At 68.0% G+C, this 22949-nt stretch carries 21 protein-coding genes and 1 pseudogene; 12 read left to right on the forward strand and 10 right to left on the reverse strand.

From position 1 onward, the window contains the following. Positions 1-18 precede the first annotated feature (18 nt). Positions 19-522, reverse strand: a complete 504-nt coding sequence (locus tag ACYQ0R_RS11855; protein WP_459824010.1) for a DUF7984 family protein — start codon at positions 520-522, stop codon at positions 19-21. Positions 523-752: 230 nt separating this feature from the next. On the opposite strand from ACYQ0R_RS11855, the gene ACYQ0R_RS11860 reads away from it, so the two are divergent. The 3 genes from ACYQ0R_RS11860 (at position 753) to ACYQ0R_RS11870 (ending at position 3795) form a co-directional block, all read left to right on the forward strand. Beyond that, entirely contained in the window at positions 753-2678 is a 1926-nt protein-coding gene (locus ACYQ0R_RS11860) for a beta-CASP ribonuclease aCPSF1 (protein WP_459824012.1), read from the forward strand. Between the two features lie 120 nt (positions 2679-2798). Further along, on the forward strand, positions 2799-3191 hold the full coding sequence (locus tag ACYQ0R_RS11865) for a methylglyoxal synthase (protein WP_459824015.1): 393 nt from the start codon (positions 2799-2801) through the stop codon (positions 3189-3191). A gap of 79 nt (positions 3192-3270) precedes the next feature. Then, entirely contained in the window at positions 3271-3795 is a 525-nt protein-coding gene (locus ACYQ0R_RS11870; RefSeq protein WP_459824018.1) for a DUF7332 family protein, read from the forward strand. An 11-nt stretch (positions 3796-3806) separates the two neighbouring features. Here the strand turns inward: ACYQ0R_RS11870 and ACYQ0R_RS11875 are convergent, their stop codons facing one another. After that, a complete protein-coding gene (locus tag ACYQ0R_RS11875) occupies positions 3807-4610 on the reverse strand; it encodes an endonuclease III domain-containing protein (RefSeq protein WP_459824019.1) in 804 nt (267 codons plus the stop codon). 184 nt (positions 4611-4794) lie between these two features. On the opposite strand from ACYQ0R_RS11875, the gene ACYQ0R_RS11880 reads away from it, so the two are divergent. Genes ACYQ0R_RS11880 through ACYQ0R_RS11890 form a run of 3 tightly spaced genes read left to right on the forward strand, consistent with a single transcriptional unit; the run spans position 4795 to position 6126 of the window. Then, positions 4795-5088, forward strand: coding sequence for a 50S ribosomal protein L21e (locus ACYQ0R_RS11880; protein WP_459824021.1), 294 nt, complete (start codon positions 4795-4797; stop codon positions 5086-5088). A 1-nt stretch (position 5089) separates the two neighbouring features. After that, positions 5090-5446: an RNA polymerase Rpb4 family protein gene (locus ACYQ0R_RS11885; protein ID WP_459824024.1), complete on the forward strand. Its 357-nt coding sequence runs from the start codon at positions 5090-5092 to the stop codon at positions 5444-5446. Positions 5447-5502: 56 nt separating this feature from the next. After that, on the forward strand, positions 5503-6126 hold the full coding sequence (locus tag ACYQ0R_RS11890; protein ID WP_459824026.1) for a DUF655 domain-containing protein: 624 nt from the start codon (positions 5503-5505) through the stop codon (positions 6124-6126). A 50-nt stretch (positions 6127-6176) separates the two neighbouring features. Here ACYQ0R_RS11890 and ACYQ0R_RS11895 read toward each other — a convergent pair whose 3' ends face one another. From ACYQ0R_RS11895 to ACYQ0R_RS11915, 5 genes and pseudogenes are all read right to left on the reverse strand, one after another. Continuing rightward, positions 6177-6818 carry a 30S ribosomal protein S3ae gene (locus tag ACYQ0R_RS11895; protein ID WP_459824028.1) on the reverse strand — a complete coding sequence of 214 codons (642 nt, stop codon included), beginning with the start codon at positions 6816-6818 and terminating at the stop codon, positions 6177-6179. Between the two features lie 235 nt (positions 6819-7053). Next, positions 7054-7312 (reverse strand): annotated as a pseudogene (locus ACYQ0R_RS11900) (KEOPS complex subunit Pcc1); the annotation flags it as partial. Beyond that, the gene (locus ACYQ0R_RS11905) at positions 7309-8505 is read right to left on the reverse strand and encodes an exonuclease RecJ (RefSeq protein ID WP_459825756.1); all 1197 of its coding nucleotides are present in this window, start codon (positions 8503-8505) and stop codon (positions 7309-7311) included. The pseudogene ACYQ0R_RS11900 and the gene ACYQ0R_RS11905, both read right to left, overlap by 4 nt. Positions 8506-8550: 45 nt before the next feature. After that, positions 8551-9018, reverse strand: a complete 468-nt coding sequence (locus ACYQ0R_RS11910; protein ID WP_459824030.1) for a 30S ribosomal protein S15 — start codon at positions 9016-9018, stop codon at positions 8551-8553. Between the two features lie 305 nt (positions 9019-9323). Further along, positions 9324-9947, reverse strand: a complete 624-nt coding sequence (locus ACYQ0R_RS11915) for an MBL fold metallo-hydrolase (RefSeq protein ID WP_459824032.1) — start codon at positions 9945-9947, stop codon at positions 9324-9326. A gap of 135 nt (positions 9948-10082) precedes the next feature. On the opposite strand from ACYQ0R_RS11915, the gene ACYQ0R_RS11920 reads away from it, so the two are divergent. Then, entirely contained in the window at positions 10083-10265 is a 183-nt protein-coding gene (locus ACYQ0R_RS11920; RefSeq protein WP_459824034.1) for a DUF5786 family protein, read from the forward strand. Between the two features lie 12 nt (positions 10266-10277). Continuing rightward, complete coding sequence (locus tag ACYQ0R_RS11925) at positions 10278-10868, forward strand: endonuclease dU (protein ID WP_459824036.1); 591 nt, start codon at positions 10278-10280, stop codon at positions 10866-10868. 96 nt (positions 10869-10964) lie between these two features. On the opposite strand, the gene ACYQ0R_RS11930 is transcribed toward ACYQ0R_RS11925, so the two are convergent. Next, a complete protein-coding gene (locus tag ACYQ0R_RS11930) occupies positions 10965-11795 on the reverse strand; it encodes an amidohydrolase family protein (protein ID WP_459824038.1) in 831 nt (276 codons plus the stop codon). Between the two features lie 159 nt (positions 11796-11954). Between ACYQ0R_RS11930 and thsA the strand changes: the two genes are divergently transcribed. Next, on the forward strand, positions 11955-13511 hold the full coding sequence (gene thsA, locus ACYQ0R_RS11935) for a thermosome subunit alpha (protein WP_459824039.1): 1557 nt from the start codon (positions 11955-11957) through the stop codon (positions 13509-13511). A gap of 38 nt (positions 13512-13549) precedes the next feature. Here the strand turns inward: thsA and ACYQ0R_RS11940 are convergent, their stop codons facing one another. Together ACYQ0R_RS11940 and folP are read right to left on the reverse strand one after the other, a co-directional pair. Next, entirely contained in the window at positions 13550-14986 is a 1437-nt protein-coding gene (locus ACYQ0R_RS11940) for a DHH family phosphoesterase (RefSeq protein ID WP_459824041.1), read from the reverse strand. Positions 14987-15078: 92 nt separating this feature from the next. Further along, on the reverse strand, positions 15079-17595 hold the full coding sequence (gene folP, locus ACYQ0R_RS11945; RefSeq protein ID WP_459824043.1) for a dihydropteroate synthase: 2517 nt from the start codon (positions 17593-17595) through the stop codon (positions 15079-15081). Positions 17596-17842: 247 nt separating this feature from the next. On the opposite strand from folP, the gene ACYQ0R_RS11950 reads away from it, so the two are divergent. From ACYQ0R_RS11950 to ACYQ0R_RS11960, 3 genes are all read left to right on the forward strand, one after another. Continuing rightward, complete coding sequence (locus ACYQ0R_RS11950; RefSeq protein WP_459824045.1) at positions 17843-19510, forward strand: PAS domain-containing sensor histidine kinase; 1668 nt, start codon at positions 17843-17845, stop codon at positions 19508-19510. A gap of 65 nt (positions 19511-19575) precedes the next feature. Beyond that, on the forward strand, positions 19576-21684 hold the full coding sequence (locus ACYQ0R_RS11955) for an acetate--CoA ligase family protein (protein WP_459824048.1): 2109 nt from the start codon (positions 19576-19578) through the stop codon (positions 21682-21684). 3 nt (positions 21685-21687) lie between these two features. Further along, positions 21688-22749, forward strand: a complete 1062-nt coding sequence (locus ACYQ0R_RS11960) for a phosphotransacetylase family protein (protein ID WP_459824050.1) — start codon at positions 21688-21690, stop codon at positions 22747-22749. The last annotated feature ends 200 nt before the right edge of the window (positions 22750-22949 follow it).

The raw sequence follows: 22949 nt of genomic DNA on the forward strand, positions 1-22949 counted from the left end.
TCCGGCTCGACGGTGCGGCTACTCCGTTGGGTCGACGGCGAATGGGCTCGGTTCGGCTCGCCAGTCCCAGCCGGGGAGCCGCGTCTGGAAGCCGGCGGCGAGCGCCGCGTCGAGGTCATCGGCTCCTGCCGCGCCTCGTCCGTCGGCCGTCGCATCCGTGCCGACGTGGACGTCCGTGAGGTGAAACGTCGCCTGCGCGAGCAGGGAGAGCGGCTGTCCGCCGGCGATCGTCGCCGCAAGCTCGCGCCCGAGCACCTCGTCGACGACGAACCCCGGATAATCGTCCTCGACGTCGAGCTCTCGCAGGAGGCGAGCGTAGCCGGCGACGTTCACCGCAGCCTCGCCGTCGGCGAAGACGACGTCGACCTCGCGGCGATACGTCTCCGGGTCGACGGGGTCGACGTGGGTGTCGAACAGATCGCCGAGCCGCGCGCGAGTGTCGTTGAGTATCGGCACCACGACGTCGGCTCGATCGCGGACCCACGCGTGTTCCTCCGTGACGACGGCGGGCGTGACGTGCATACGACCGCATACCGGCGCGAACGGCTTGCTCTTTGCGAAGGCTTTTATAACGACCGCGGACTACTTCCGAGCAAGCGGGTTTTCGCTGGCTGTTCCCGCACGGTATCAACTACGGACAGGACTTCCATTATGCCTACTCCGTCATGGCCGGCCGTTCGGCGACGAGTCCCGGATCGGTTCTCCGGGCAGCTTCCGCCGTCGAGGTCGGCACCGACGACCCGCAGTGAGATATGAGTCAAGTCGATAAGCAACTCGAGAATCTGAAAGCCGAGATCGAACAGGAGATTCCGACCGACATCACGGTTACGGACGTCAAATACGAGGGCCCGGAGCTGGTCGTGTACACCCGCGACCCGAAGCGGTTCGCCGGCGACGGCGACCTGATCCGGCGGCTCGCTTCCAAGCTCCGCAAGCGGATCACGATCCGTCCGGACCCAACGTCGTTATCGCCGCCGCGGCAGGCCGAGGAGAAGGTTCGCTCCGTGATTCCCGAGGAGGCCGGCGTGACCGACCTCGACTTCCACGAGGACACCGGCGAGGTCGTCATTCAGGCCCAGAAACCCGGCATGGTGATCGGCCGACGCGGCTCCACGCTTCGGGAGATAACCCAGGAGGTCGGCTGGACGCCGGAAGTCGTTCGAACGCCGCCGATCGAGTCCTCGACGGTCTCGAACGTCCGGAGCTTCCTGAAAAACGAACGCGAGGAGCGCCGCGACATCCTCGAACGTGTGGGCCGACAGATCCACCGCGAGGAGATGTCGGACGACGAGTGGGTACGGATCACGACGCTCGGCTGCTGTCGCGAGGTCGGACGCGCCGCCTTTATCCTCTCGACGCCCGAGACCCGGATCCTCATCGACTGCGGCGACAAGCCCGGCGCCGAAGGGGAGGTGCCGTACCTGCAGGTCCCCGAAGCGCTCGGCGCGGGCGCGGCCACGCTCGACGCGGTCGTGTTAACCCACGCCCACCTCGACCACTCCGCGCTGGTTCCGCTCCTGTTTAAATACGGCTACGACGGTCCGATCTACACGACCGAGCCGAGCCGCGACCTGATGGGGCTGCTCACGCTCGACTACCTCGACGTCGCCGCGAAGGAGGGGCGGACGCCGCCGTACGAGTCGGCGCAGGTCCGCGAGGCGATCAAACACACGATCCCGCTGGAGTACGGCGACGTCACCGACATCGCGCCGGACATCAAGCTCACCTTCCACAACGCGGGCCACATTCTCGGCAGCGCGGTGACGCATTTCCACGTCGGCGACGGGCTGTACAACGTTGCCTTCTCCGGCGACATCCACTACGAGGACACCCGGCTGTTCAACGGCGCGGTCAACGACTTCCCGCGCGTCGAGACGCTGGTGTTGGAGTCCACCTACGGCGGTCGCAACGACTACCAGACCGATCAGGACGACTCCGAGCGAAAGCTGAAGGAGGTGATAACCGAGACGTACGAGCAGGGCGGAAAAGTCGTCATTCCGGCGTTCGCCGTCGGTCGCTCCCAGGAGATCATGCTCGTGTTGGAGGAGGCGATGCGAGAGGGCGAGATCCCCTCGATGCCCGTCCACCTCGACGGGATGATCTGGGAGGCGACCGCGATCCACACGACGTATCCGGAGTATCTCCGCGACGACCTCCGCGACCGGATCTTCCACGAGGACGAAAACCCGTTTCTCGCGGACGAGTTCAACCACATCGACGGGGGCGAGGACGAGCGACAGGAGGTCGCCGACGACGACCAGTGTGTGATCCTTTCCACCTCCGGGATGATCGAAGGAGGCCCGATCATGTCGTGGCTCCACCACGTCGGTTCCGATCCGGACTCGAATCTCGTGTTCGTCGGCTACCAGGCGCAGGGGACGCTCGGCCGTCGGATCCAGAACGGCTGGGACGAGATCCCCGTCTCCGGCTGGAGCAACGGCGGCCGTGGCGACACGCTCAGCCTCGAGATGGGCGTCGAGACGGTCGACGGCTTCTCCGGCCACGCCGACCGACAAGGGCTGGAGAACTTCGTGAAGACGATGAACCCGCGTCCCGAGAAGGTGCTTTGTGTTCACGGCGACGAGCGCTCCGTGCAGGACCTCTCCTCGGCGCTGTATCACGACTACAACATGCGGACGTTCGCGCCGAAGAACCTGGAGACGTTCCGGTTCAAGTAGCGGTCCCGAACGTTGTCACGATCACACACCTCGTCGATACGGGGTGTCATCTCGTGGCCACCGCTTCACCGCGAACGACCGCTCGTGACCTTTTAAGCGTACTCGGCGGGATACCCGTGTATGCGCATCGCGCTCATCGCACACGACGAACTGAAAGACGAGATGGTGGCGTTCGTGAACTCGTATGCGGACGTGCTGGCGGACTGCGAGCTCGTCACGACGGGAACGACCGGACAACGCATCACCGACGAGACGGGTCTGACGGTGGACCGCCAGTCGTCGGGACCGCTCGGTGGGGACCTCCAGATCGGCGCGATGGTTGCGAACGACCGGATCCACGGGTTGGTGTTTCTCCGGGATCCGTTGACGGCACAGCCACACGAACCGGACGTCTCCGCGCTGTTGCGCGTTTGTGACGTGAAAGACGTCCCGCTGGCGACGAACGTCGCCTCCGCGGAGCTGCTCGTCGAGGGGTTGATCGTCGAGGAGCTCATCGACGTCGGCGACCAGTGACGCGCTCGCCCGGGGAGCGATATCGGCACTGAGAACTCGCCCGCCGGAGTTATGTCCCCGACACGCATCGATCGATCCGATGGGAGACCCGTCGCCGAGCCGTCCGGCCGCCGTCGCGGTCGTCGGCGTTCTGCTGTTTGCCATCATGACAGGGGGAGCGCTTACCGGAAGTGGTGCAGTCGGTGTCGGAGGTGCGTCGGCTGCACCCCTCGACACGGATCCCGTGGACGGGGTCGACGACGCGCAGGTCGCCCCGATAACGGAGTGTTTCGCCGGCGAGGGGTATCCGCTCGTCATCGGCGACCCACCGGCGACGATCGATTCGCTGGTCCACCTCTCGGTGCTGACCGACCCGAGCAACGGCGGCGAGTTCGGCGTCGAGCTGTCCGGCACGCTCGAGAACGATAGGATCGTCACCCTCGCGGCGGGCGTCCGACTGAGCCGCGCTGGGCTGGTGGCGACCGGCGTGAACCCGTTCGCGGCGTTCGACATCCTCTACACGTACGAACTCCGGCTGCCGATGTTCGACGGTGCGATCGGACAGTCGGCATACGAGGAGGAGCGCCCGCCCGTGTCGGGGGCGACCGAACCAGTTCCCTGTTAGTTCGTTTCGTGTTAGTCGGTGACGTTCGCGGGATCGACGACCTCGCCGTCGATCTCGTCGACTCCGACCCGGTCACACAGGTCGTACAGCGGACACGCCTCCGGGCCGTCGAGACAGGCGGGCTTCCGGGCCGTACAGTACTCCCGCCCGAACTGGATCATCGCGGTGTGACCGAATCCGCATTTCTCCGGCGGGACATCCGCCTCGATCGCCTCGCGAACCGCCTCGTGGTCGGCTTCCGGCGGTGCGAGGCCCAGTCTCCGCGCGATCCGGTGGACGTGGGTGTCGACCGGAAAGACGCCGCCGCGACCGCCGGCAAAAAGGAGGACGCAGTCGGCCGTTTTGGGTCCGACGCCGTCGACCGACAGCAGCGTCTCGCGTACCGCAGTCGGGTCGCCCTCAACGACGAGCGTGTCGAACTCGTCCGTCGAACCGAACTCCTCGAGCACCCACTCGGCTGCCTGTTGAATAACCGCCGACTTGCGGTTGTACAGACCGGCGGAGGCGATCGTCTCGGCCAGCTCGTCGCGGTCGGCGTTCGCGAGCGACGCGGCAAGCTCCTCGGCCGGCCCGTAGCGAGCCATCAACGAGTCGTGGGCAGGCTGGCTCGCCGTATCGGAGGTGTTCTGTGAGAGGATCGTTCGGACGAGACACTCGAACCCGTCCTGTCCGCCGTACGCCTTCCGCCAGTACATCTCGCCGAGTGCGTCGACGACCGCCTCCGCTCGACTGTCGCGCTCGCCGGACTCGAACTCGTCGAACGCGCCGCCGCCGCTGGCCCCACCGCTGATGTTCTCCGCGGGCTCGTCCGCCATACGATCGCTTCGTGCTCGGCGGTGAAAGGTGATCGGAGGCCGCTTCGATCGAGGCGACGACGGTGAGTCGACGGTTTCGGTGCCGAGACGCGGCGTGGGTGGCAAAACGGTGTGGTACACGTCCGCTATCGCGGGCCGTAACGCACGATTTATAACTGCGGCAGCGGAACAGGGGCACACGACTATGCCGAGTTCCAATGGGCCCCAGAAGGCGACCCGCGATAAGCTGTCAAACAAGCCGCGAGACCGCGGCACGTCGCCGCCGCAACGCGCGATCCAGGAGTTCGACGAGGGGACGCAGGTCCACCTCAAGATCGACCCGAGCGTCCAGGAAGGCCGCTTCCATCCCCGGTTCGATGGTCGAACCGGAACGGTGGTCGGCAAGCAGGGTGCGGCGTTCAAAGTGGAGATCACCGACGGCGGCAAGACGAAAACGCTCATCGTCCGTGCCGCACATATGAGCGCCCAGCAGAACTGAGATGACGATCTTCAAAGAGCGGATCGACGAGGAGTACATTACTACCTCCGAGGCGAAGGAGATCCTCGTCGAGATCGAAGCCGAGCGGGCGGAAGACGAGTCGCGCGAGCTGCGCTACGAACTCGCACGCGCCATCGAGCACGTCAACCGCTTCGCGCACCTCGACGCCGACGAGTCGCGCGAGCTCGTCGAGGAGCTCGCCGAGCTCGAGCCGATCGACGTGCCGACCGCGATCAAGATCGCGGACCTTCTCCCGGAGGACCGGACGGAGCTTCGGTCGGTGTTCGCCCAGGAACGCTACTCGCTTGACGGAGACGAGCTGGACGACGTGTTGGACGTCGTCGCCAAGTACGCCTGAAGAGACGGGCCCGTCTGCGGCGGCTGTTTTTAACCATCCATCACGTAGATACGCGTATGAGCGACAACGACGACGTGGCGGCCGGGGAAGGCGAAGATGCCGCCGCCGACCACGCCGAAGGCTCCGAAGGAGGTGACGCCGGACCGGCGGTCGTCCTCCTCGACGTGCTCCCGACCGGTCGGCCGGACGACGACCGGCCGGGGTATCAGAAGTCACCGGTGGCGTACGGACTCGGCGTCGACGCGTTTCGACTGTACGAGCTGGCGCTTGCCGAGGAGACCGACGTCTCCGTGAGCGACCGCCTTCCATTGAACGACGACTCCGTGACCCGATACCGTGAGGTCGCGTTCGACGATCTCACCCGGAACGCGGCTGCCGAGGTCGAGTACGCGGTCGAGGACGTCGTCGAGAGTCAGGAGCGTCGGTTCGTCGATTTCTACAACGAGGCACAGCCGATCACCCTCCGGCTTCACCAGCTTAACCTGCTGCCCGGAATCGGCAAGAAGCTGCGGAACAACGTGCTCGATGAGCGCAAGCGCGGTCCCTTCGAGAGCTTCGAGGAGCTCTCGGACCGTGTCTCCGGGCTCCACCGGCCCCGGGAAGTGATCGTCGATCGGATCGTCGAGGAGATCCGCGAGGAGGACCTGAAGTATCAGGCGTTCGTCGGCCGCGAGGAGTGAGACCGGTCGTCTTGCGGCGCTACCGGTCGTCTTGCGGCGCTGTCGGCCGGCTACTCGTCGACGGCCACTTCGTCGGCATCGACGTCGACGGCGGCCTCCTCCTCGGCTGCGACCTCCGCGGGACGCGCCTCGAGGGTCAGCTTCTGGACCTCGACGCGGCGCAGCGGGTAGATCGTCTTCGCCTCGCCGTAGATCGCCGACGAGAGGTTCCCGTCGACGATGGCGTCGACGAACGACTCGAAAGTTCGCTCCTCTGCGGCCGCGTGCACCTTGTCGATCATGACGCGGCGGATCGCCTTCTCCTGTGACCGGTCCGCTTTCTTCGTCGTCAGCGCGACCGGCTGGACGCGGATACGGTAGTCGTCGGTCGTCAGGACGGTGATCGATGCCTCGACCTTCGACGCGCCGCGGCGGACGAGCGAGCGCAGGTAATCCCGCGTCAGCTCGTACGTGATAAACTCCGTGTAGGCAGTGTCGCTGCCGACGTCGGTGATCTTGAACGTGAGTTTCGTGTTGTTCGCGCCCGAGTCGCCGGTGAGCTCGTCGAGCGTCGTCGTGATCGTGCGGCCGACCACCTGGTCGGGCTCCTCGGCGAGCGTCTCGCCGAGCTCCGCGCGATCGAACTGTTCGGGTGCCAGTACTGTGTACCAGCGCTTTTCGCCTCTGCTCTTGGACACTGATCGTTCGCTCATGTGTTGTCGTCGGACCCGTTCGTGCGGGGCTGGTCCCCGCCAGTCGTCTCGGATCGACTCCCGGGATCCGGTCGGGAGCGATCCGTGTCGTCCGGTCGGGACCGTTCCCCGCCGGACGCGTCGGCGTCCGCGGGGTCGTCCCCGCGGAACGTGTTCGTGCTGCGATTCGCGTCGCGGTTCGTGCCGCGATTCGCGTCGCGGTTCGTGCCGCGATTCGCGTCGCGGTTCGTGCCGCGATGTGCGCGTGCGCGCTCGATGAGTTCGTCCGCGACCTGCAGATTCACCACGTAGTCGTCCACGGTCGATCGAAGCCCGCCGGTGGTCGACCGCTCGACCGTACACGCGATCCGGTCGCCGTCGACTCGCATCGCCATGGAGTCGGTGTTGTCCGGGCCGAGTGCGGCGGCTACGCGGTCGGCGTCGGCGTGGGTCGTTCGGACGGCTGCCGTCCGCGAGCCGACTCTCGTCTCGTCTCTCGTCTCGTCGTCCGTCATAGCGCCTCCCTGAGGGCTGCGAGCGCCTCCGTGGTGTCGTTGGATACGCTGACGCCGCCACGCGTCTCGGTGCCCCAGCCGTCGCCGTCGAACTCGCGGGCGACGCCGCGGCAGACCGCTTCGATCCCCAGCGGGTCGACCGCGCTCACCGCGATCTCGCCGGCCGCCTCGTCGACGGCGATCGCGACCGGCTCCGGCGACCTGAAGTCGCGAACGAGCCGGGCGATCGTCGGCAGCGTGGCCGGAGTGGCGTCGATGCGGGTAACGACGCAGCCGTCGTATCGTCCCGTTGTCGCTCCGTCGAGCGCCCGATGGGCGTCGACGCCGTGCGTCCGCCAGACGTCAAGCGCCGCGCTCCGGAGCTCGTCGCTCGGGTCGTCGGCGAGCGCGAGGGCGACACCCGTACCGGGCTCCTCGTGAGCGAGCGCCTCCAACACGTCGGCGTAGCCGCCGACGGTCGCGAACGGCGCGGCCGGCTCGACACGTTCGATGGCGTACGGTCGAAGCGCACGCTCGACTGCCGAAGCGGCCCGGTCGCTCGCTGACTCCGCGCCGACGACGTCGACCGCGACCAACGACGCGAGCCGTCGATGCGCTTCGTCGTCGAGCGACGCGGGGAGTCCGAGCTCCGCGAGCGCGGCGCGAGTCGCCTCCGGATCCCCGGAGTACGACGTTCGGACGAGCGTCGACGCCGACACTCCGTCGGCGGGATCCGCTGCCGGGATCGCGACGCCGGGCCGTCGACGCACCACGTCGCCGCTCTCCGCGACCGCGAGGGCATCGCCGGAGCCGTCGGTGCCGGGGACCGACCCCGCGGCGACGACGCCCGCCAGCGCGAGGACGGGATCCGGATCGTCGCCCAGTTCGCGAGCGACGGCGAACGCGGTCGTGCTCGCCGGACGGTCGACACCCGGGACTGCGTGGTCTCCGGCCATCGTACCGATCCGAATCGCGGTGTCGTCCGGCTCCCTCCGGGCGTCGGCCTGGCCTCCCTCGGCTCCGTCGGGACCGGGGTCGCGGTCGATCCGGACCTGAAACGGCGTGGCATTCGTGCGGAGCGCCTTCGCGATCAGCCCGGCCGCTGCCAGCGAGTCGCCATCGTCGCTCGCGACGAGCCGAACGAACGACGCGTCGGCGAGCACGCTGGCGAGCGCGTCCGGGGCAGCGTTTCGGGTGGCAGCGGTTTCGGTCACTGGATCGTGGTGTGTCGGCGTGGTCTCTCGGTCGCGTTCAGACGGTTACTCCTCGAGCAGCTCGACGGCGTTCTCGTAGGTGTACGTGAACTCCTCGTCGAGTTCGTCACCGCGGTAGTAGTTCACCAGACGGCGGATCTTCGACTCCGTGTTCTGGAGCGCGCGCTTGTTCTGGTGGTCCTGTCCGTTCTCCGCCATGTGCTCGCGCAGACGGATCGCGCGGGCCATGAGGTTTCGAAGGTCCTCTGGGAGCTCCGCGGCGGCGTCGTGTTCCTCGAGGATCTCGGTGAGCTTCTTCCCGGTCGCTAGTTTGACGTCCGGGATCGGGGTGCCTTTGACGCCCTCGTCACGGAGCTTGAGTCCGATGACGCTGGGGTCGTGTCCCTGTTCGGCCAGTTCGACGACGCGAGACTCGATCGCCTCGGCGTCGACGTCGCTCCACTCCGGGTTTTCGTCCGTCGCCGGCTTGTCCGAACCGGACGAGCCGCGACGGCGCGTGTGCATTCGTGCCATTGTCTGAGATTGGAACGGCACAACCGCAAAACGTGACCGCGGCTCCGCGCGACGCGGCTGGCGACGAACCACCGTTTGGCGGTCCGACGGCCGCGCCGCCGGAGGCGTCGGTGCACTGCTACATTCCCAAGCCGTGGGCGAGCGCCCCGGCGAGTCGGATCTGCAGCTGTGCTGTTCCCGTCGAAACGGTCGTCGTCGCCCCTCTTAAGCGTGTTCTTGTCGCCCCGTCGGCCGGTGCGTGGGCGGCCGCCGGACGCCTCGGCTATCCAGGTGCCTTGGCTACCACGACACCCCGGCTACCACGACTACTCCTCGGGATACTTCGGCTCCCGGCGCTCCGCGCGCTCCGTCGCGCGCTCGATGACCGCACGGACAGTCTCGCCGTCGTCCTCGCGGTACACGTCGCCGTGGCCCGGATACATCGCGGAGACCGTCTCCGGAAGTCGGTCGAGGATCTCGTGGAGGCTCTCGATCAGCTGCTCCCGGGACTGCCCGGCCATGTCGGTTCGGCCGAACGAGCCGTCGTCGAACGCGCCGTCGTTGTACACGACGACGTCGCCGCTGTACAGCCGCTCGTCGCCGATCAGCGCGACGTGGTCGGGGGCGTGTCCCGGCGTATGCACGACTTCGCAGGCCTCGTCGCCGACGAGGATCTCGTCGCCGTCGACGATCGCGACATCGCGGCGCGGATGGTCGCCGTGGGCGAGCACACGCGGCTCGAACCGGTCGAGGACGGCGTCGAGCTCCGCGACGTGGTCGCCGTGTTGGTGGGTCAGTACGACCCGATCCAGCTCGTCGACCTGCTCGGCCACCACCTCCTCGACGCCCGGCATCGCGCCGGCGTCAACGAGAGTCGTCGCCTCGCCGTCGACGAGATACGCGTTGCAGGTGAACGTCTCGGCGCTCGCGGTGACGGCTATCGGTTCCATACCGCCGACATGGCCGCCATCGTTGAAAAGGATGTGTCTCATCGCCGGGGTCGACGTCGCCGTCCGACTGCGGTCGAGTGGCGCTCGCACTTGACCGTGCATTTATCCGTCATGATCCCTAATATTTAGGTGAATATGGGCTTCGGGAGCTACGATGAATCCGAACAGGAGAACCAAGACCTCGACGCGGACTTCGACGACGAGGACGGCGTCCGCGCTGCCCAGGAGACCCACCAGGGGTCCGTGGAGTACGAGCCCGGCGCTTCGAACGACGAGCTTCTCGACCGGCTCCAGGAGATCAAAAGCGAGGAGACGTAGCGAGGCGGCGTAGTGCAACCGGGGAGTCGCACGCTCGGCATCGCCTTTTCAGACGACGATCCGACGAGCTACATCGCCGGATCGGTCGTCCGCGCCGACGGCGTCCTCGACGGACTCGGCTTCGAGCGCTGTACCGTCGGCGGCGTCGATGCGACCGACGCGGTCATCGAGCTGTTTCGCGAACTCGGCCGCGAGGACGTCCGCCGGGTGCTGTGTGCCGGCGTCGCCCCGGCCTGGTTCAACGTTCTCGACCTCGACCGACTGCACGAGACGCTGGATCGGCCAGTTCTCTCCGTGAGCTACGAGGCCAGTCCGGGGCTCGAGTCGGCCCTTCAGCGAGAGTTCGACGGCAACGAACTCGAACGCCGGCTCGCAATCTATCGATCGCTCCCGCCCAGACGCCGGGTCGACATCGCCGGCTCCTCGCGAACCGCCGACTCCTCGCGAACCGCCGACTCGCTGTTCGTCCGCGCCGTCGGACTCGAGACCGACCGTGCGGTCGATATCGTCCGGCGACTCACCCGTGAGGGGTGTCGTCAGCCCGAGCCGGTCAGGATCGCGTCGATCGCCGCAAGCGCTCACAGGGCCGCAATCGCGGACTGAGCGTTCCCTCGTGAGCGTGCGAGCTGGCTGGCGAGCCGCGTCGATCGTCGCTACCGGCCCGATGTCGAAAGGCCGAGCGAAGTAGGGAGGGATCGGTTACGCGTCAGCACCTTCGGCGAGACCGGTGACGATCCGTGACGGGTTCTTCGCGAGCACTCGACGCATTAGGTCCTCGGAGACGTCGAGCGTTAACACTTCCATCACGCCGACGTTCGGATGGACGTCCGGCGCGCCGGAGCCGAACAGCACCCGGTCGGGATGCTCCAGCACGCCGCGTTCTAGCACCTCACGGTATCGGACGGCGCTGGTGTCGACGTACAGTCGGTCGTACTCGCCGAGCAGGTCCAGCGTCCGGTTCATCAGGTCCGCGTTCAGCGGATAGCCGCCGAAGCTCGCGAGCACGACCGGGAAGTCGTACGACAGTAGCTCCCGCTCGACCGCCTCGGGCGGAAACCGCTCGCCAGCATGAACGAGCACGGGAAGATCGGCGAGCTCCAGCTGTTCCAACACGTCCTCGTTAGGGAGCCCGTCGTACGGCGGTACGAGGGTAAATCCGTGGAACCGGTCGTCGTAGGAGTACTGCTCGACGTCGTCGGGACGGGCGTGGTGGTCCTCGCGCTCCGCCCGGAGATTTCGGAGCGTCGCGATGGGGTGATCCCTGGGATCGCGCGGTCCGTTGAGTCGGGCGAACGCGACGAACGGCCGGTCGACGGAGAGCCGGGCGACGGCGTTGTTGGCGCGGAGGTAGCTCCGCCCGGACGCGCGACGGCCGGGGCTGGCGACGGCGCGAACGACGCCCGCCTGATGCATCTCCCGTTCCAACCGCTCCGGCGTGATGTCCCGGCCGTGCGCCGCGACGGACTGCTCGTCGGGGTCGAGCGTGGTGTGGATGTCGACGATCCGGAACCCGTGTTCCAACCCCAGCATCTATCCGTACCTCCAGTTCATCACGGATGTGCCTGTCGGTCCGACCGAGTGACCGACCGCTCACGATCCACCGCCGTTTCTTCCGCCAGTTTTGATCGAGTCGGAACAAAATATATATAGAACCGCAAACCATCTCTCGGATCGAGTATGGCGTCTCGTATGCAACAACCCATGTACGTTCTCTCGGAGGACAGCTCGCGAACGCGCGGTCGGGCCGCGCAGGAGTCGAACGTGTCGGCCGGCAAGGCCGTCGCCGAGGCGGTACGCACCACGCTCGGCCCCCGAGGAATGGATAAGATGCTCGTCGACTCGACGGGCGATGTCGTGATCACGAACGACGGCGCGACGATCCTCGACGAGATGGATATCGACCACCCCGCCGCACAGATGATCGTCGAGGTCGCGGAGTCACAGGAGGATGCCGTCGGCGACGGAACGACGACCGCGGCCGTGCTGGTCGGCGAGCTGCTCGCCCGCGCAGAGGACCTCCTCGACGACGACGTCCATCCGACGACCATCGTCGAGGGGTACGCGGAGGCCGCGCGCCTCGCGAACGAGGCGATCGACGACGTCGTCGTCGACGGCGAGCTCGACGACGACCTGCTCGCGTCCGTCGCGGAGTCGTCGATGACCGGTAAGGGAACCGGCGACGTGGCGGCCCGCGACCTTGCGGAACTCGTCGTCGACGCCGTCCGACGCGTCGCCGACGAGGACGGCGTCGCCCGTGACCGGATTCACGTCCACCCGCGGGCCGGCGCCGCGGCGGCGGCGACGGAGCTCGTGGACGGCGTGATCGTCGACGAGGAGCCCGTCCACGACGAGATGCCCCGGCGCGTGAGCGACGCGACCGTCGCGATCCTCGATGCGAAACTCGAGGTCCGACAGGGCGACGTCGACGCCGAGTACTCGATCAGCTCCGTCGAGGGGCTCAACGCGGCTATCGAAGCAGAGGACGCCGAGCTTCGCGGCTATGCGGAGACGCTCTCCGAGGCCGGCGTCGACGTGCTGTTCTGCCGGAAGTCGATCGACGACCGTGTCGCCGGCTTCCTCGCGGACGCCGGGATTCTCGCGTTCGAGAGCGTGAAATCTTCCGACGCGGCCGACGTCGCGGACGTCACCGGCGCGAAGCGGCTCGGCACTCTCGACGAGATCGAGGCGGATGATCTCGGTCGGCTCGAGTCGATCGAGATCGAGGCGTACGGCGACGACGAGCTCGCGTTCGTCCGCGGCGGCGACGCCGCCCGGGCGGTGACGCTGTTCGTCCGCGGATCGACCGAGCACGTCGTCGACGAACTCGAACGCGCGATGCACGACGCCGTCGACGTGGCTATCGCCGCGCTCGATTCCGGCGGCGTCGTTCCCGGCGCGGGTGCGACGGAGATCGCCGTTGCAGCCCACGTCCGCAGCGAATCCGCGGGCGTCGAGGGACGCAAACAGCTCGCGATCGAGGCGTTCGCCGACGCCGTCGACGCGATCCCCCGGACGCTCGCCGAGAACACCGGCGCGGACCCGATCGACACGCTCGTCGACCTCCGGGCGCGCCACGACGCGGAGGGCCGTGCCGGCGTCATCGCCGAGGGACGTGCCGCGCGCGTCGGCGACCCCCTCGACTCCGGGATCGTCGACCCCGCGGCGGTCAAACGCGAGGCGTTCGAGTCGGCGACGGAGTCCGCGACGATGCTCCTCCGCATCGACGACGTTATCTCCGCTGAGTGACGCGGCCGCGCGCTTCGGGCCGTAGTCGGGACCGCGACTCAGTCCGTCGGAAACTCCGTCGGATCTCCCGTCGGCAGCGACGGCGGATCCTCGAACGCCTCGAAGAAGCGCCCGGAGACGAACTCCGCGACGACGTCCGGCAGCGACTCGTCGTCGGACACCGTCTCCAGGATGCCGAGGGGGACCTGTGCGCCCGCCATGTTCGCGTGACCGCCCGCGGAGCCGACCGGGTCGAGCGCCTCGCGGAGCAGCTCGCCGATATCGACGTCGGCCCCCCGCGAGCGGGCGGAGCCGTAGATCACGCCATCCATGTAACCGTACACGAAGGTGATGGACGCCTCCTCGGAGTCGAGCAGCCGTTCGGCGGCCTGTGCGAGCGCGTCGCGGTCGGCTATCTCGCCGACACAGGAGGCGACCGTCGACCCGCGAACCTCGCGGTTCTCGATCGCGCGGGCAAGCACCCGCAACGTCTCGCGGCTCACGCTCGGGCTCTCGACCCGCTCGAGCACGTCGTCGGCGGCGTGTGGCGTCAGCTCCGCCGCCGCCTCGAAGTCCGGGATCGACACCGCCCGGGTAAAATCCCGCGTGTCGATCCGGATCCCGTACACCAGCGCGGTTGCGAGCGTCCGACCCGGCTCGACCCCGAGCCGGGAGAGGTACTCAGCTATTAGCGTACTCGTTGCGCCGACCTCCGGTCTGATGTCGACGAACGACCCCTCGACGGGGCCGCGCGGCGGGTGATGGTCGATAACGACGTCGACCGGGTGTCCTTCCGGAAGACTGTCGTTGATTCCGGCCCGGGAGTGGTCGACGAGGGCCACGCCCCCGTACTCCTCGATGTCGATCTCCGCCATCGTCCGGAGATCCAGGTCGAGGAGGTTCACCAGCGCGCGGTTCTCCTGATGGGCGACGTCGCCGCCGTAACAGGCGTCGGCCGGAACGCCGACCAGCTCCGCGATCCTGACCACGCCCAGTGCGCTCGCGATGGCGTCCGGATCGGGGTTGTCGTGGGCGACGACGAGAAGCGGCCCGGAGAGCGATCTGAGGGCGTCGAGCAGTCGAACCGGTCGCTCCTGTGCGTCCGCGCCGGCCGCCTGCAGCGCCCGGCCGGCGATCGCCTTCACCGGGTCGACGACGCGGTCCGCGGCCGCCTCGATCCTCGCTCGCTGGTCGTCGGCCGGTCCCTCGCCGACGTGTGCAACGATCAGCGCTGCAGGAAACCTGTCTCGCGCCGCGGCGGTGGCGGCGGCGTTACACCCCGGATCGTCGCTCGCGACGATAACGACGGCGACGTCGTCGGGATACGTCTCCGGGTCGGTCGGGTCGGCCTCAACCGTGGAGACGTTGCCGTCACGGAGCGTCGACGCCCAGCCGGGATCGTCCGTGATCGCGTACAGCTCGCCGCGTCTCCCCTGTGCCCGCTCGACGAGCGTGTATCCGACCGAGCTACAGCCGAGGAGCAGGCGTCGAACCATGCCGGCACCTGTGGGGCGACGACTCAAAACGCTGCCGTCTCCCCGAGTGACCGGGTCGAGATTTGCCGACCGCCACCCGCCGGGGTCGATGGCTACTCGACCGACGACGGATCCATCGCGGCCGCGACGACGTCGATCGCCGCCCGGTTCTCCGCGACGTCGTGGACGCGGACGATGTCAGCGCCGTTGGCGGTCGCGACCGCGGTGCCGGCGACGGTCGCGTGCTCGCGGTCGTCCGGGCCGCAGCCGACCGCCTCGAACAGCGACTTGTGTGAGTGGCCGATCAGGACGGGACAGTCGAGCGCCGCGAACTCACTGGTCCGTCCGAGCAGCTCGAAGCTCTCGACGGCGGACTTGCCGAATCCGAGCCCTGGGTCGACGATCACGCGCTCGCGGTCGATACCCGCCTTCTCGGCCAGCAGGAGCCGCTCTTGCAGATCGGCGATCACGTCGGCGACGACGTCGCCGTACTCCGGATCGTTCTCCGGGTCGACGGGCGCGTCGATGCTGTGCATGACGACGACCGGACAGCCGGCGTCCGAGACGACCTCGCGCATTCGCGGGTCCTCCAGCCCGGTCACATCGTTGATCACGTCCGCGCCCGCGTCAAGCGCCGCCTCCGCCACCGCCGGCTTCCGCGTGTCGACGGAGACGAGCACGTCGCCGTCGGCAACGGCGTCCGCCTCGTTGACCGCCTCCACGACCGGGACGACCCGGTCGATCTCCTCGTCGACCGGCACCGGCTCCGCCCCGGGTCGAGTCGACTCACCGCCGACGTCGATGATGTCGACGCCGGCCGCGACCATCCGTTCGGCTCCGTCAACCGCGTCGGCGAACGCCTCGTGACGCCCGCCATCGTGGAACGAGTCGGGCGTGACGTTGAGTACGCCCATCACCGCCGTCCCGTCGCTCCACGGGTACTCGTTCGTCGCCACGTCTTCCGGTTCGTCGGGCTCGGCGAGTCCGAGCCGCGCCGCGATGTCGGCCGCGACTCGCCGAACTCCGTCGTCCTCGCGCGCCAGTCGGTTACGGAACGCACGGAACTGCGCGATCGTTCCGGCGAGGGTGACGGGGACGAGCTCGCCGCTCTCGACGCCCGCACCGCCGACCGCGCATTCACCGTCGACCGCGCGCATCGTCGCCGCGACGCGTCGCGCGGTGTTTCCGCGAAGCCGGAGCGTCACGAGCTGATGGTCCATACCATCCCGCACTCGGTCTGCGGTCACCGGATCGACATCCTCGTTCTCGAGGACGCGAACGGGTCCGCTTTGACTTCGAAGCGATTTCGGCGTCACCGTTCGGGTGTACGTGGTTCGCGCCTCGGCAACCGCGAAAAGCGACCCGGCGAGCAGCACGCAGTCGGCGTCGTCGGCGCGCTCGAACGCGCCGGCGAACGCGGCGGCGACGTCGTCGCCAACCGTCACGTCCGGCACTCCCGCCCGGCGTGCGGCCGCGGCCAACACCTCGGGGTCCTCGGCGCGGTCGAGATCCGGACGGCACGTGACGGCGCTCGCGGCGTCGGGCAGTGCCGCGATCGTTTCCGCGTGGTCTTTGTCGTGCATCGCCGCGTACACGAGGTGGAGCTCCTCGTAGTCGTACTCCGCGAGCGTTCCCGCGAGCGTCTCGCAGGCGGCCGGGTTGTGCGCGCCGTCGAGCACGACGAGGGGATCGGTTCCCATCACCTCGAACCGGCCGGGCCACGTCGCCCGCGAGAGCCCGTCTGCGATCGCGCGCTCCGGAGCTTCCGCACCGAGCGCTTCGACCGTCCGCAGCGCGAGCGCGGTCGCGACCGCCGCGTTCGTTGCCTGGTGTTCCCCGACGAGGGGGATCCGATGGGAGCCGGTCACTGCACCGTCGAATCCGACTCCTGCGTCGGTCGGACTCACCCGTCCCTCGTACGTCGCCACGAGCGCGTCGTCGCGCTCCTCGCCGCGGTCGACGCCGGGGCCCGCAACCGTCGTCACCGGCGCGTCGAACTCCGCTGCGACCTCGCGAACCACGTCGAGCGCCTCGCCGTCGCAGGCGGTGACGACCGGCGCGCCGCCGGCGACGATGCGGGATTTCGTTCGAGCGATCTCGGCGATCGAGTCGCCGAGGACGGCGGTGTGTTCGAGCGAGACGTTCGTCACCGCGGTCGTGATCGGAGCGACCGCGCTGGTGGCGTCGTACTCGCCGCCGAGCCCGACTTCGAGGACCGCGACGTCGACGTCGCGCCGCGCGAAGTCGCGGATCGCCATCGCCGTGACGACCTCGAAGAACGTGAGCGGCTCCCCGGCGGCGGCGCGGTCGACGAGCCACGGTTTCACCGCCTCGATGAACGACGCGACCGCCTCGTTCGTGATCGGTCGTCCGTCGACGCGGATCCGCTCGGCAAGCGATTCGAGGTGGGGCGAGGTGTACAGGCCGACGGAGAGTCCTGCCTCGCGGAGTATCGACTCGGTCATGCGTGCGGTGCTTCCCTTTCCGTTCGAGCCGGCCACTTGGACGAACGGTATGTCGTCCTCCGGATTGCCGAGATGTTCGAGTAACGCCTCGACGCCCTCGGTTCCCGGCTCCATGGAGAAGCGACGGAGGTCGAACAGGAACCTCGCCGCCTCGTGGTAGTGCATATCACGTTGTCAGTGCGGCGTCGCTTAGGCGTAACGAAGCCGGTCGCTCGGGTGGGTGGCAGGCCGGTCGCTCGGGTGGGTGGCAGGCCGGTCGCTCGGGTGGGTGGCAGGCCGGTCGCTCGGGCGGGTGGCAGAGAGACGAGATCACGTGCGCGCTTGCGAGCCCCCATCGCGTCTCCGACTCCTCTTTTTCAACCATGATAATTAGATGACCACCGTTTTATTCGTGTCGGTCGGTCGTTCCAGCATGCACGACCGGCACGACGCGTTCACGCTCCTCGATCTCACCCGGGAGCCGATCGTCGTGCTGGACGCAAGCGGACGGTTCCGCTACTGCAACGCCGCGGTCGAGGAGCTGCTCGGGTACGATCCGGACGACCTCCTCGGCGCCGACGCCGTCGAGTTCATTCACCCCGACGACGCCGACGAGTTCCGCCGCCGGTTCGCGGACGGCGTCGCCGGGAGCCGAGAGCCGTCGAGGGACCGGATCGAGTGTCGGGTCGAAACCGCCGACAGCGGAGTGGCGAGGCTCCGGTGCAGGCTCTACTCGCCGGACGAGACGGGGCTCGACGGGTATGTGGTGAGTGCACGCGACGTCACGCAGGAACTGGAGACGAGACGGCGATTACAAGAGATCGCGGCGAGCGCCTCGGACGTGCTCTGGATGTTTACGGCCGACTGGGAGGAGCTGCTGTTCGTCAACGACGCCGCCGAGACCGTGTTCGGGATCACGCCGTCCGAACTCGAGCGCGACCCGACCGCGTTTCTCGACCGCGTCCACCCCGACGATCGTCCGTACGTTGAACGAGCGATGGACCGTCTCTCCGCGGGCGAGTCCGTCGAGATCGACTATCGGGTCGATCCCGCAACGGAGTACAGCCGATGGGTCCGGGTGCCGGGCGAGCCGATCCGCGAGGACGGCGAGGTGGTCCGGATCGCCGGCTTCGCCCGCGACGTAAGCGAGGAGTACAAACGCAGTCGCCAGCTCACCGTGATGGACAACCTTCTGCGGCACACGCTCCGCAACGACATGAACGTCATCACCGGGACCGCGGAGCGGATCGCCAGCCAGGTGGCGACGGCTGACGCCGCGGGCTCCGGCGATGCCGACCGAGAGACCGGGTCCGATCGAGAGACCGGGTCCGACCGAGCGGTTCACTCGGACGGCGGTACGCGTTCGGACGAACCGGATGCCGTTCGTGAACGGCCGGACCCGGTCGAGGGTGGACGGCCGGACCCGGTCGAGGGTGGACGGCCGGACCCGGTCGAGGGCGGGCGTCCGAGTGCCGACGTGAAAAGAGACGCGATCGCGGACCACGCTGAGACGATCCGTCGGGTCGGAGCGGAGCTTCTCGACACCGCGGAGAAACAGCGCAACGTGATCGAGATGTTGAACCGCGACGGCTCGCTGACGTCGCTCGACGTCACTGATATGGTCGCCGACGTCGTTTCGGCGGTTCGCGACACCTGTCCGGAGGGGCGGTTCGTCGCGGAGCATCCACCGGAGGCGATCGCCGCGACGCATCCGGAGATCGAGTACGCGCTCGCCGAACTGCTCGAAAACACCGTCGAACACGCCTCCGAAACCCCGAACGTCCGCGTCGAGGTCGACAGGCTCGAAGACCGTATCGAGATAGCGATCCGGGACAACTGCCCACCGATACCGGCCGAGGAGACGCAGATCGTCACCGACCGGCGGGAGATGACCGACCTGTATCACCCCGTGGGGATGGGGTTGTGGCTGGTGTACTGGGTCGTCGACCGTTCCGAGGGCGAGCTCGCGTTCGACACCCACGCGAACGGGAACGTCGTCACCGTCTCGCTTCCGCGCGCGTCGGGCGAGCGCCGTCGTTCGGCACGGAATCGATACACGGCCGAGAACGCTGATCATGGGCGTCGTGACCCGTTCACATGATTGACTCGACTACTGAACGCCATCCCACCCGTTTTTAAACCAGCGCCTCGCGTAGTCGTACGTTGATGGGTACGCTCAACGAGATGTTCGACCCGGACCGGGTCGCCGTCGTCGGTGCGACCACCCGAGAGGGTGCCGTCGGTCGCGCCGTCACGTCGAACCTGCTCGACGACTTCGACGGGGAGACGGTTCCAGTCAACCCGAACTACGACGAGGTGCTCGGAACGCCCTGTGTCGCCGAGATCGACGAGGCCGACGCCGACGTCGCGGTGATCGTCGTCCCCCCGTCGATCGTGTTGGACGCCATCGAGGCGTGCGGCGAGGCGGGCGTCACGAACGTCGTCGTGATCACGGCCGGGTTCGGCGAGACGGGCGAGGAGGGCGCGACCCGCGAGCAGCGGCTCGCAGAGATAGCCGACGAGTACGAGCTGAACCTCGTCGGCCCCAACAGTCTCGGCATCATGTCGACGCCGTCCGGGATGAACGCCACGTTCGGCCCGGAGAACGCCCTGCCGGGCGGGCTTTCCTTTATGAGTCAGTCCGGCGCGTTCGTCACCGCCGTACTCGACTGGGCGAACGACAACGGCGTCGGCTTCAAAGACGTCGTCTCGCTCGGCAACAAGGCGGTGCTCGACGAGACCGACTTCGTCGACCACTGGGGCGACGACGACGGCACCGACGTGATCATCGGCTACCTCGAAGGGATCGAGAACGGCCGGGAGTTCATCGAGACCGCCCGCGAAACGACACAGGACACCCCGATCGTCGCCGTCAAATCCGGCCGCACGAGCGCCGGCGCGCAGGCCGCCTCCTCACACACCGGCACCCTCGCAGGCTCCGAGAAGGCGTACGAGGCGGGTCTCGACCAGGCGGGCGTCATCCGCGCGGAGTCCGTCGACGAGCTGTTCGACGCGGCGGGGATCCTCGGGAGCCAACCGCTGCCGGACACCGACAGCGTCGCCATCGTCACCAACGCCGGCGGCCCCGGGGTGATGGCGACGGACGCCGTCGGTGACGCCGACCTCGACATGGCGTCGTTTGCCTCGGCGACGACCGCGGCGCTCCGCGAGTCGATGCCCGACGAGGCGAACATCCACAACCCCGTCGACGTGATCGGCGACGCCGATGTCGACCGATTCCGGGAGGCGCTCGAGATCACCGTCGAGGACGACGGCGTCGGCGCCGCGCTCGTGCTCGCCGCGCCGACGGCGACGATCGACTTCGACGAGCTCGCGGACGCGATCCTCGACGTGAGCGAGGAGATGGATGCGCCCGTCGCCGCCTGTCTGATGGGTGGCGACCGGACCCGGGAGCCGAAACAGCGGCTGCAGGCGAAGGGGATCCCCTGTTACTTCGATCCCGCCCGCGGGATCGAGAGTCTCGCGACGCTCGGTCGCTATCGGGATATCCGCGAGCGCGAGTACGCCGAGCCGATGTCGTTCGACGTCGACCGCGAACGCGCCCGTGAGATCCTCTCGTCGGTTCGTGACCGCGACGACAACCGCCTCGGCGTCGAGGCGATGGAGCTGCTCGACGCCTACGGCATTCCGACGCCGGAGGGCGCGATCGTCGAGTCGCCGGCGCGCGCCAGCGCGGTCGCAGCCGACATCGACGGCGACGTCGTGATGAAGATCGTCTCGCCGGATATCCTGCATAAATCCGACATCGGCGGCGTCGCGGTCGGCGTCGCCGACGAGGACGTCGCGGACACCTACGAGGATCTGATCACCCGAGCGCGAAACTACCAGCCGGACGCGACGATCCTTGGCGTCCAGGTGCAGGAGATGGTCGAGCTCGACGACGGCGTCGAGACGATCGTCGGCATGAACCGCGACCCGCAGTTCGGCCCGCTTTTGATGTTCGGACTCGGCGGGATCTTCGTGGAGGTGATGGAGGACACGACGTTCCGCGTCGCGCCCGTCTCCGAGCCGGAGGCCCGCGAGATGACCGAGGAGATCCAGTCGTCGCCGCTGCTGCGGGGTGCCCGCGGACGCGACCCGGTCGACATCGACGAGATCGTCGAGACGATCGGTCGACTCTCACAGCTGGTGACCGACTTCCCCGCGATCTTGGAGCTGGACATCAACCCGCTCGTTGCACTGCCCGACGCCGACGGGGCGAACGCCGCCGCCGTCGACGTACGACTCACCGTCGACCCCGAACGACTCGAGTAATTCATGACAGACACCACCACCACACTCGTCACCGCGACCGGAGAACACGCCGGAAAGACTGCCATCACCCTCGCGCTCGCGCGGCTCGCCGCCGACCGCGACGAGAGCGTCGGCTACATGAAACCGAAGGGCACGCGTCTGCAGTCGAACGTCGGCAAGACGCTCGACCAGGACCCGATGCTCGCCCGCGAGGTGCTCGGTCTCGACGCCGAGATGCACCAGATGGAGCCCGTCGTCTACTCGCCGACGTTCATCGAGGGCGCGATCCGCGGCACCGAGGACGTCGATGCGCTTCACGCGCGCGTCCGAGAGGAGTTCGAGGAGCTCGCCGCCGACCGCGACCAGATGTTCGTGGAGGGCGGCGGTGACTGGACGACCGGCGGCGTCGTCGATCTGACCGACGCCGACGTGGCCGACCTGCTCGACGCGCGCGTCGTGCTCGTGGCTGGCTACGAGACGCCGGGCGACCTCGACGAGGTGATCGCGGCCGCCGAGACGTTCGGCGACCGGCTCGCCGGCGTCGTGTTCAACAAGGTGTCGGACACCGCGTTCGAATCGCTAGACCAGGACGGTATCCCGTTCCTCGAATCGGAGGGGATCACCGTGTTCGGCGCGATCCCGCGGCAGCGCGAGCTCGCGGGCGTCACCGTGGGCGACCTCGCCGACGAGCTCGGCGCTGAGCTTCTAACCGACTCCCCGACGGACGCGTTCGTCGAACGATTCCTCGTCGGCGCGATGGGCGGCGACGAGGCGCTTCGCCACTTCCGTCGCGCTCGCGACGCCGCCGTGATCACCGGTGGCGACCGCGCGGACGTACAGACTGCGGCGATCGACGCCTCCGGCGTGAAATGTCTCGTGTTGACCGGGGGCCACCGCCCCTCCGGTGCCGTGCTCGGGAAGGCGGCTGAAGCCGGCAAGCCGGTGCTCGCGCTCAACACCGACACCGTCACCGCGATAGACCGTGCCGAGTCGGTCGTTCGCGGCGGGCGTACCCGCGACGCGCGAACCGTCGAGACGATGCGCGGGCTGCTTTCCGACCACGTCGACGTCGACGGAATCGTCTGATTCACGACGACCGCGGGCGTCGTTGCTCGCGGGAGTTCTTTGCTGGAGACCGAGAAGCGAGATTGCCGGAAACCGAGAAGCGAGATTGCCGGAGAGCGATGAGCGGGAGATGCGGAAATATTTGGGGGTGTAGCTATGACCGAGGCCCGCCGAACTCCGCACGGGGGCCGAGGCACACGGCATCCCGTACACACCCCGCT

It is taken from the genome of Halorubrum luteum, assembly GCF_054652935.1.

Bases quoted from the DNA above. Each gene is read 5' to 3' on its own strand.
- ACYQ0R_RS11895 (WP_459824028.1), bottom strand. From the start codon at position 6,818: ATGAGCGAACGATCAGTGTCCAAGAGCAGAGGCGAAAAGCGCTGGTAC.
- ACYQ0R_RS11875 (WP_459824019.1), bottom strand. From the start codon at position 4,610: ATGGCGGACGAGCCCGCGGAGAACATCAGCGGTGGGGCCAGCGGCGGC.
- ACYQ0R_RS11930 (WP_459824038.1), bottom strand. From the start codon at position 11,795: ATGCTGGGGTTGGAACACGGGTTCCGGATCGTCGACATCCACACCACG.
- ACYQ0R_RS11950 (WP_459824045.1), top strand. From the start codon at position 17,843: ATGCACGACCGGCACGACGCGTTCACGCTCCTCGATCTCACCCGGGAG.
- ACYQ0R_RS11955 (WP_459824048.1), top strand. From the start codon at position 19,576: ATGGGTACGCTCAACGAGATGTTCGACCCGGACCGGGTCGCCGTCGTC.
- thsA (WP_459824039.1), top strand. From the start codon at position 11,955: ATGCAACAACCCATGTACGTTCTCTCGGAGGACAGCTCGCGAACGCGC.
- ACYQ0R_RS11915 (WP_459824032.1), bottom strand. From the start codon at position 9,947: ATGGAACCGATAGCCGTCACCGCGAGCGCCGAGACGTTCACCTGCAAC.
- ACYQ0R_RS11940 (WP_459824041.1), bottom strand. From the start codon at position 14,986: ATGGTTCGACGCCTGCTCCTCGGCTGTAGCTCGGTCGGATACACGCTC.
- ACYQ0R_RS11855 (WP_459824010.1), bottom strand. From the start codon at position 522: ATGCACGTCACGCCCGCCGTCGTCACGGAGGAACACGCGTGGGTCCGC.
- ACYQ0R_RS11865 (WP_459824015.1), top strand. From the start codon at position 2,799: ATGCGCATCGCGCTCATCGCACACGACGAACTGAAAGACGAGATGGTG.
- ACYQ0R_RS11880 (WP_459824021.1), top strand. From the start codon at position 4,795: ATGCCGAGTTCCAATGGGCCCCAGAAGGCGACCCGCGATAAGCTGTCA.
- ACYQ0R_RS11910 (WP_459824030.1), bottom strand. From the start codon at position 9,018: ATGGCACGAATGCACACGCGCCGTCGCGGCTCGTCCGGTTCGGACAAG.
- ACYQ0R_RS11860 (WP_459824012.1), top strand. From the start codon at position 753: ATGAGTCAAGTCGATAAGCAACTCGAGAATCTGAAAGCCGAGATCGAA.
- ACYQ0R_RS11870 (WP_459824018.1), top strand. From the start codon at position 3,271: ATGGGAGACCCGTCGCCGAGCCGTCCGGCCGCCGTCGCGGTCGTCGGC.
- ACYQ0R_RS11960 (WP_459824050.1), top strand. From the start codon at position 21,688: ATGACAGACACCACCACCACACTCGTCACCGCGACCGGAGAACACGCC.
- ACYQ0R_RS11885 (WP_459824024.1), top strand. From the start codon at position 5,090: ATGACGATCTTCAAAGAGCGGATCGACGAGGAGTACATTACTACCTCC.
- ACYQ0R_RS11920 (WP_459824034.1), top strand. From the start codon at position 10,083: ATGGGCTTCGGGAGCTACGATGAATCCGAACAGGAGAACCAAGACCTC.
- folP (WP_459824043.1), bottom strand. From the start codon at position 17,595: ATGCACTACCACGAGGCGGCGAGGTTCCTGTTCGACCTCCGTCGCTTC.
- ACYQ0R_RS11890 (WP_459824026.1), top strand. From the start codon at position 5,503: ATGAGCGACAACGACGACGTGGCGGCCGGGGAAGGCGAAGATGCCGCC.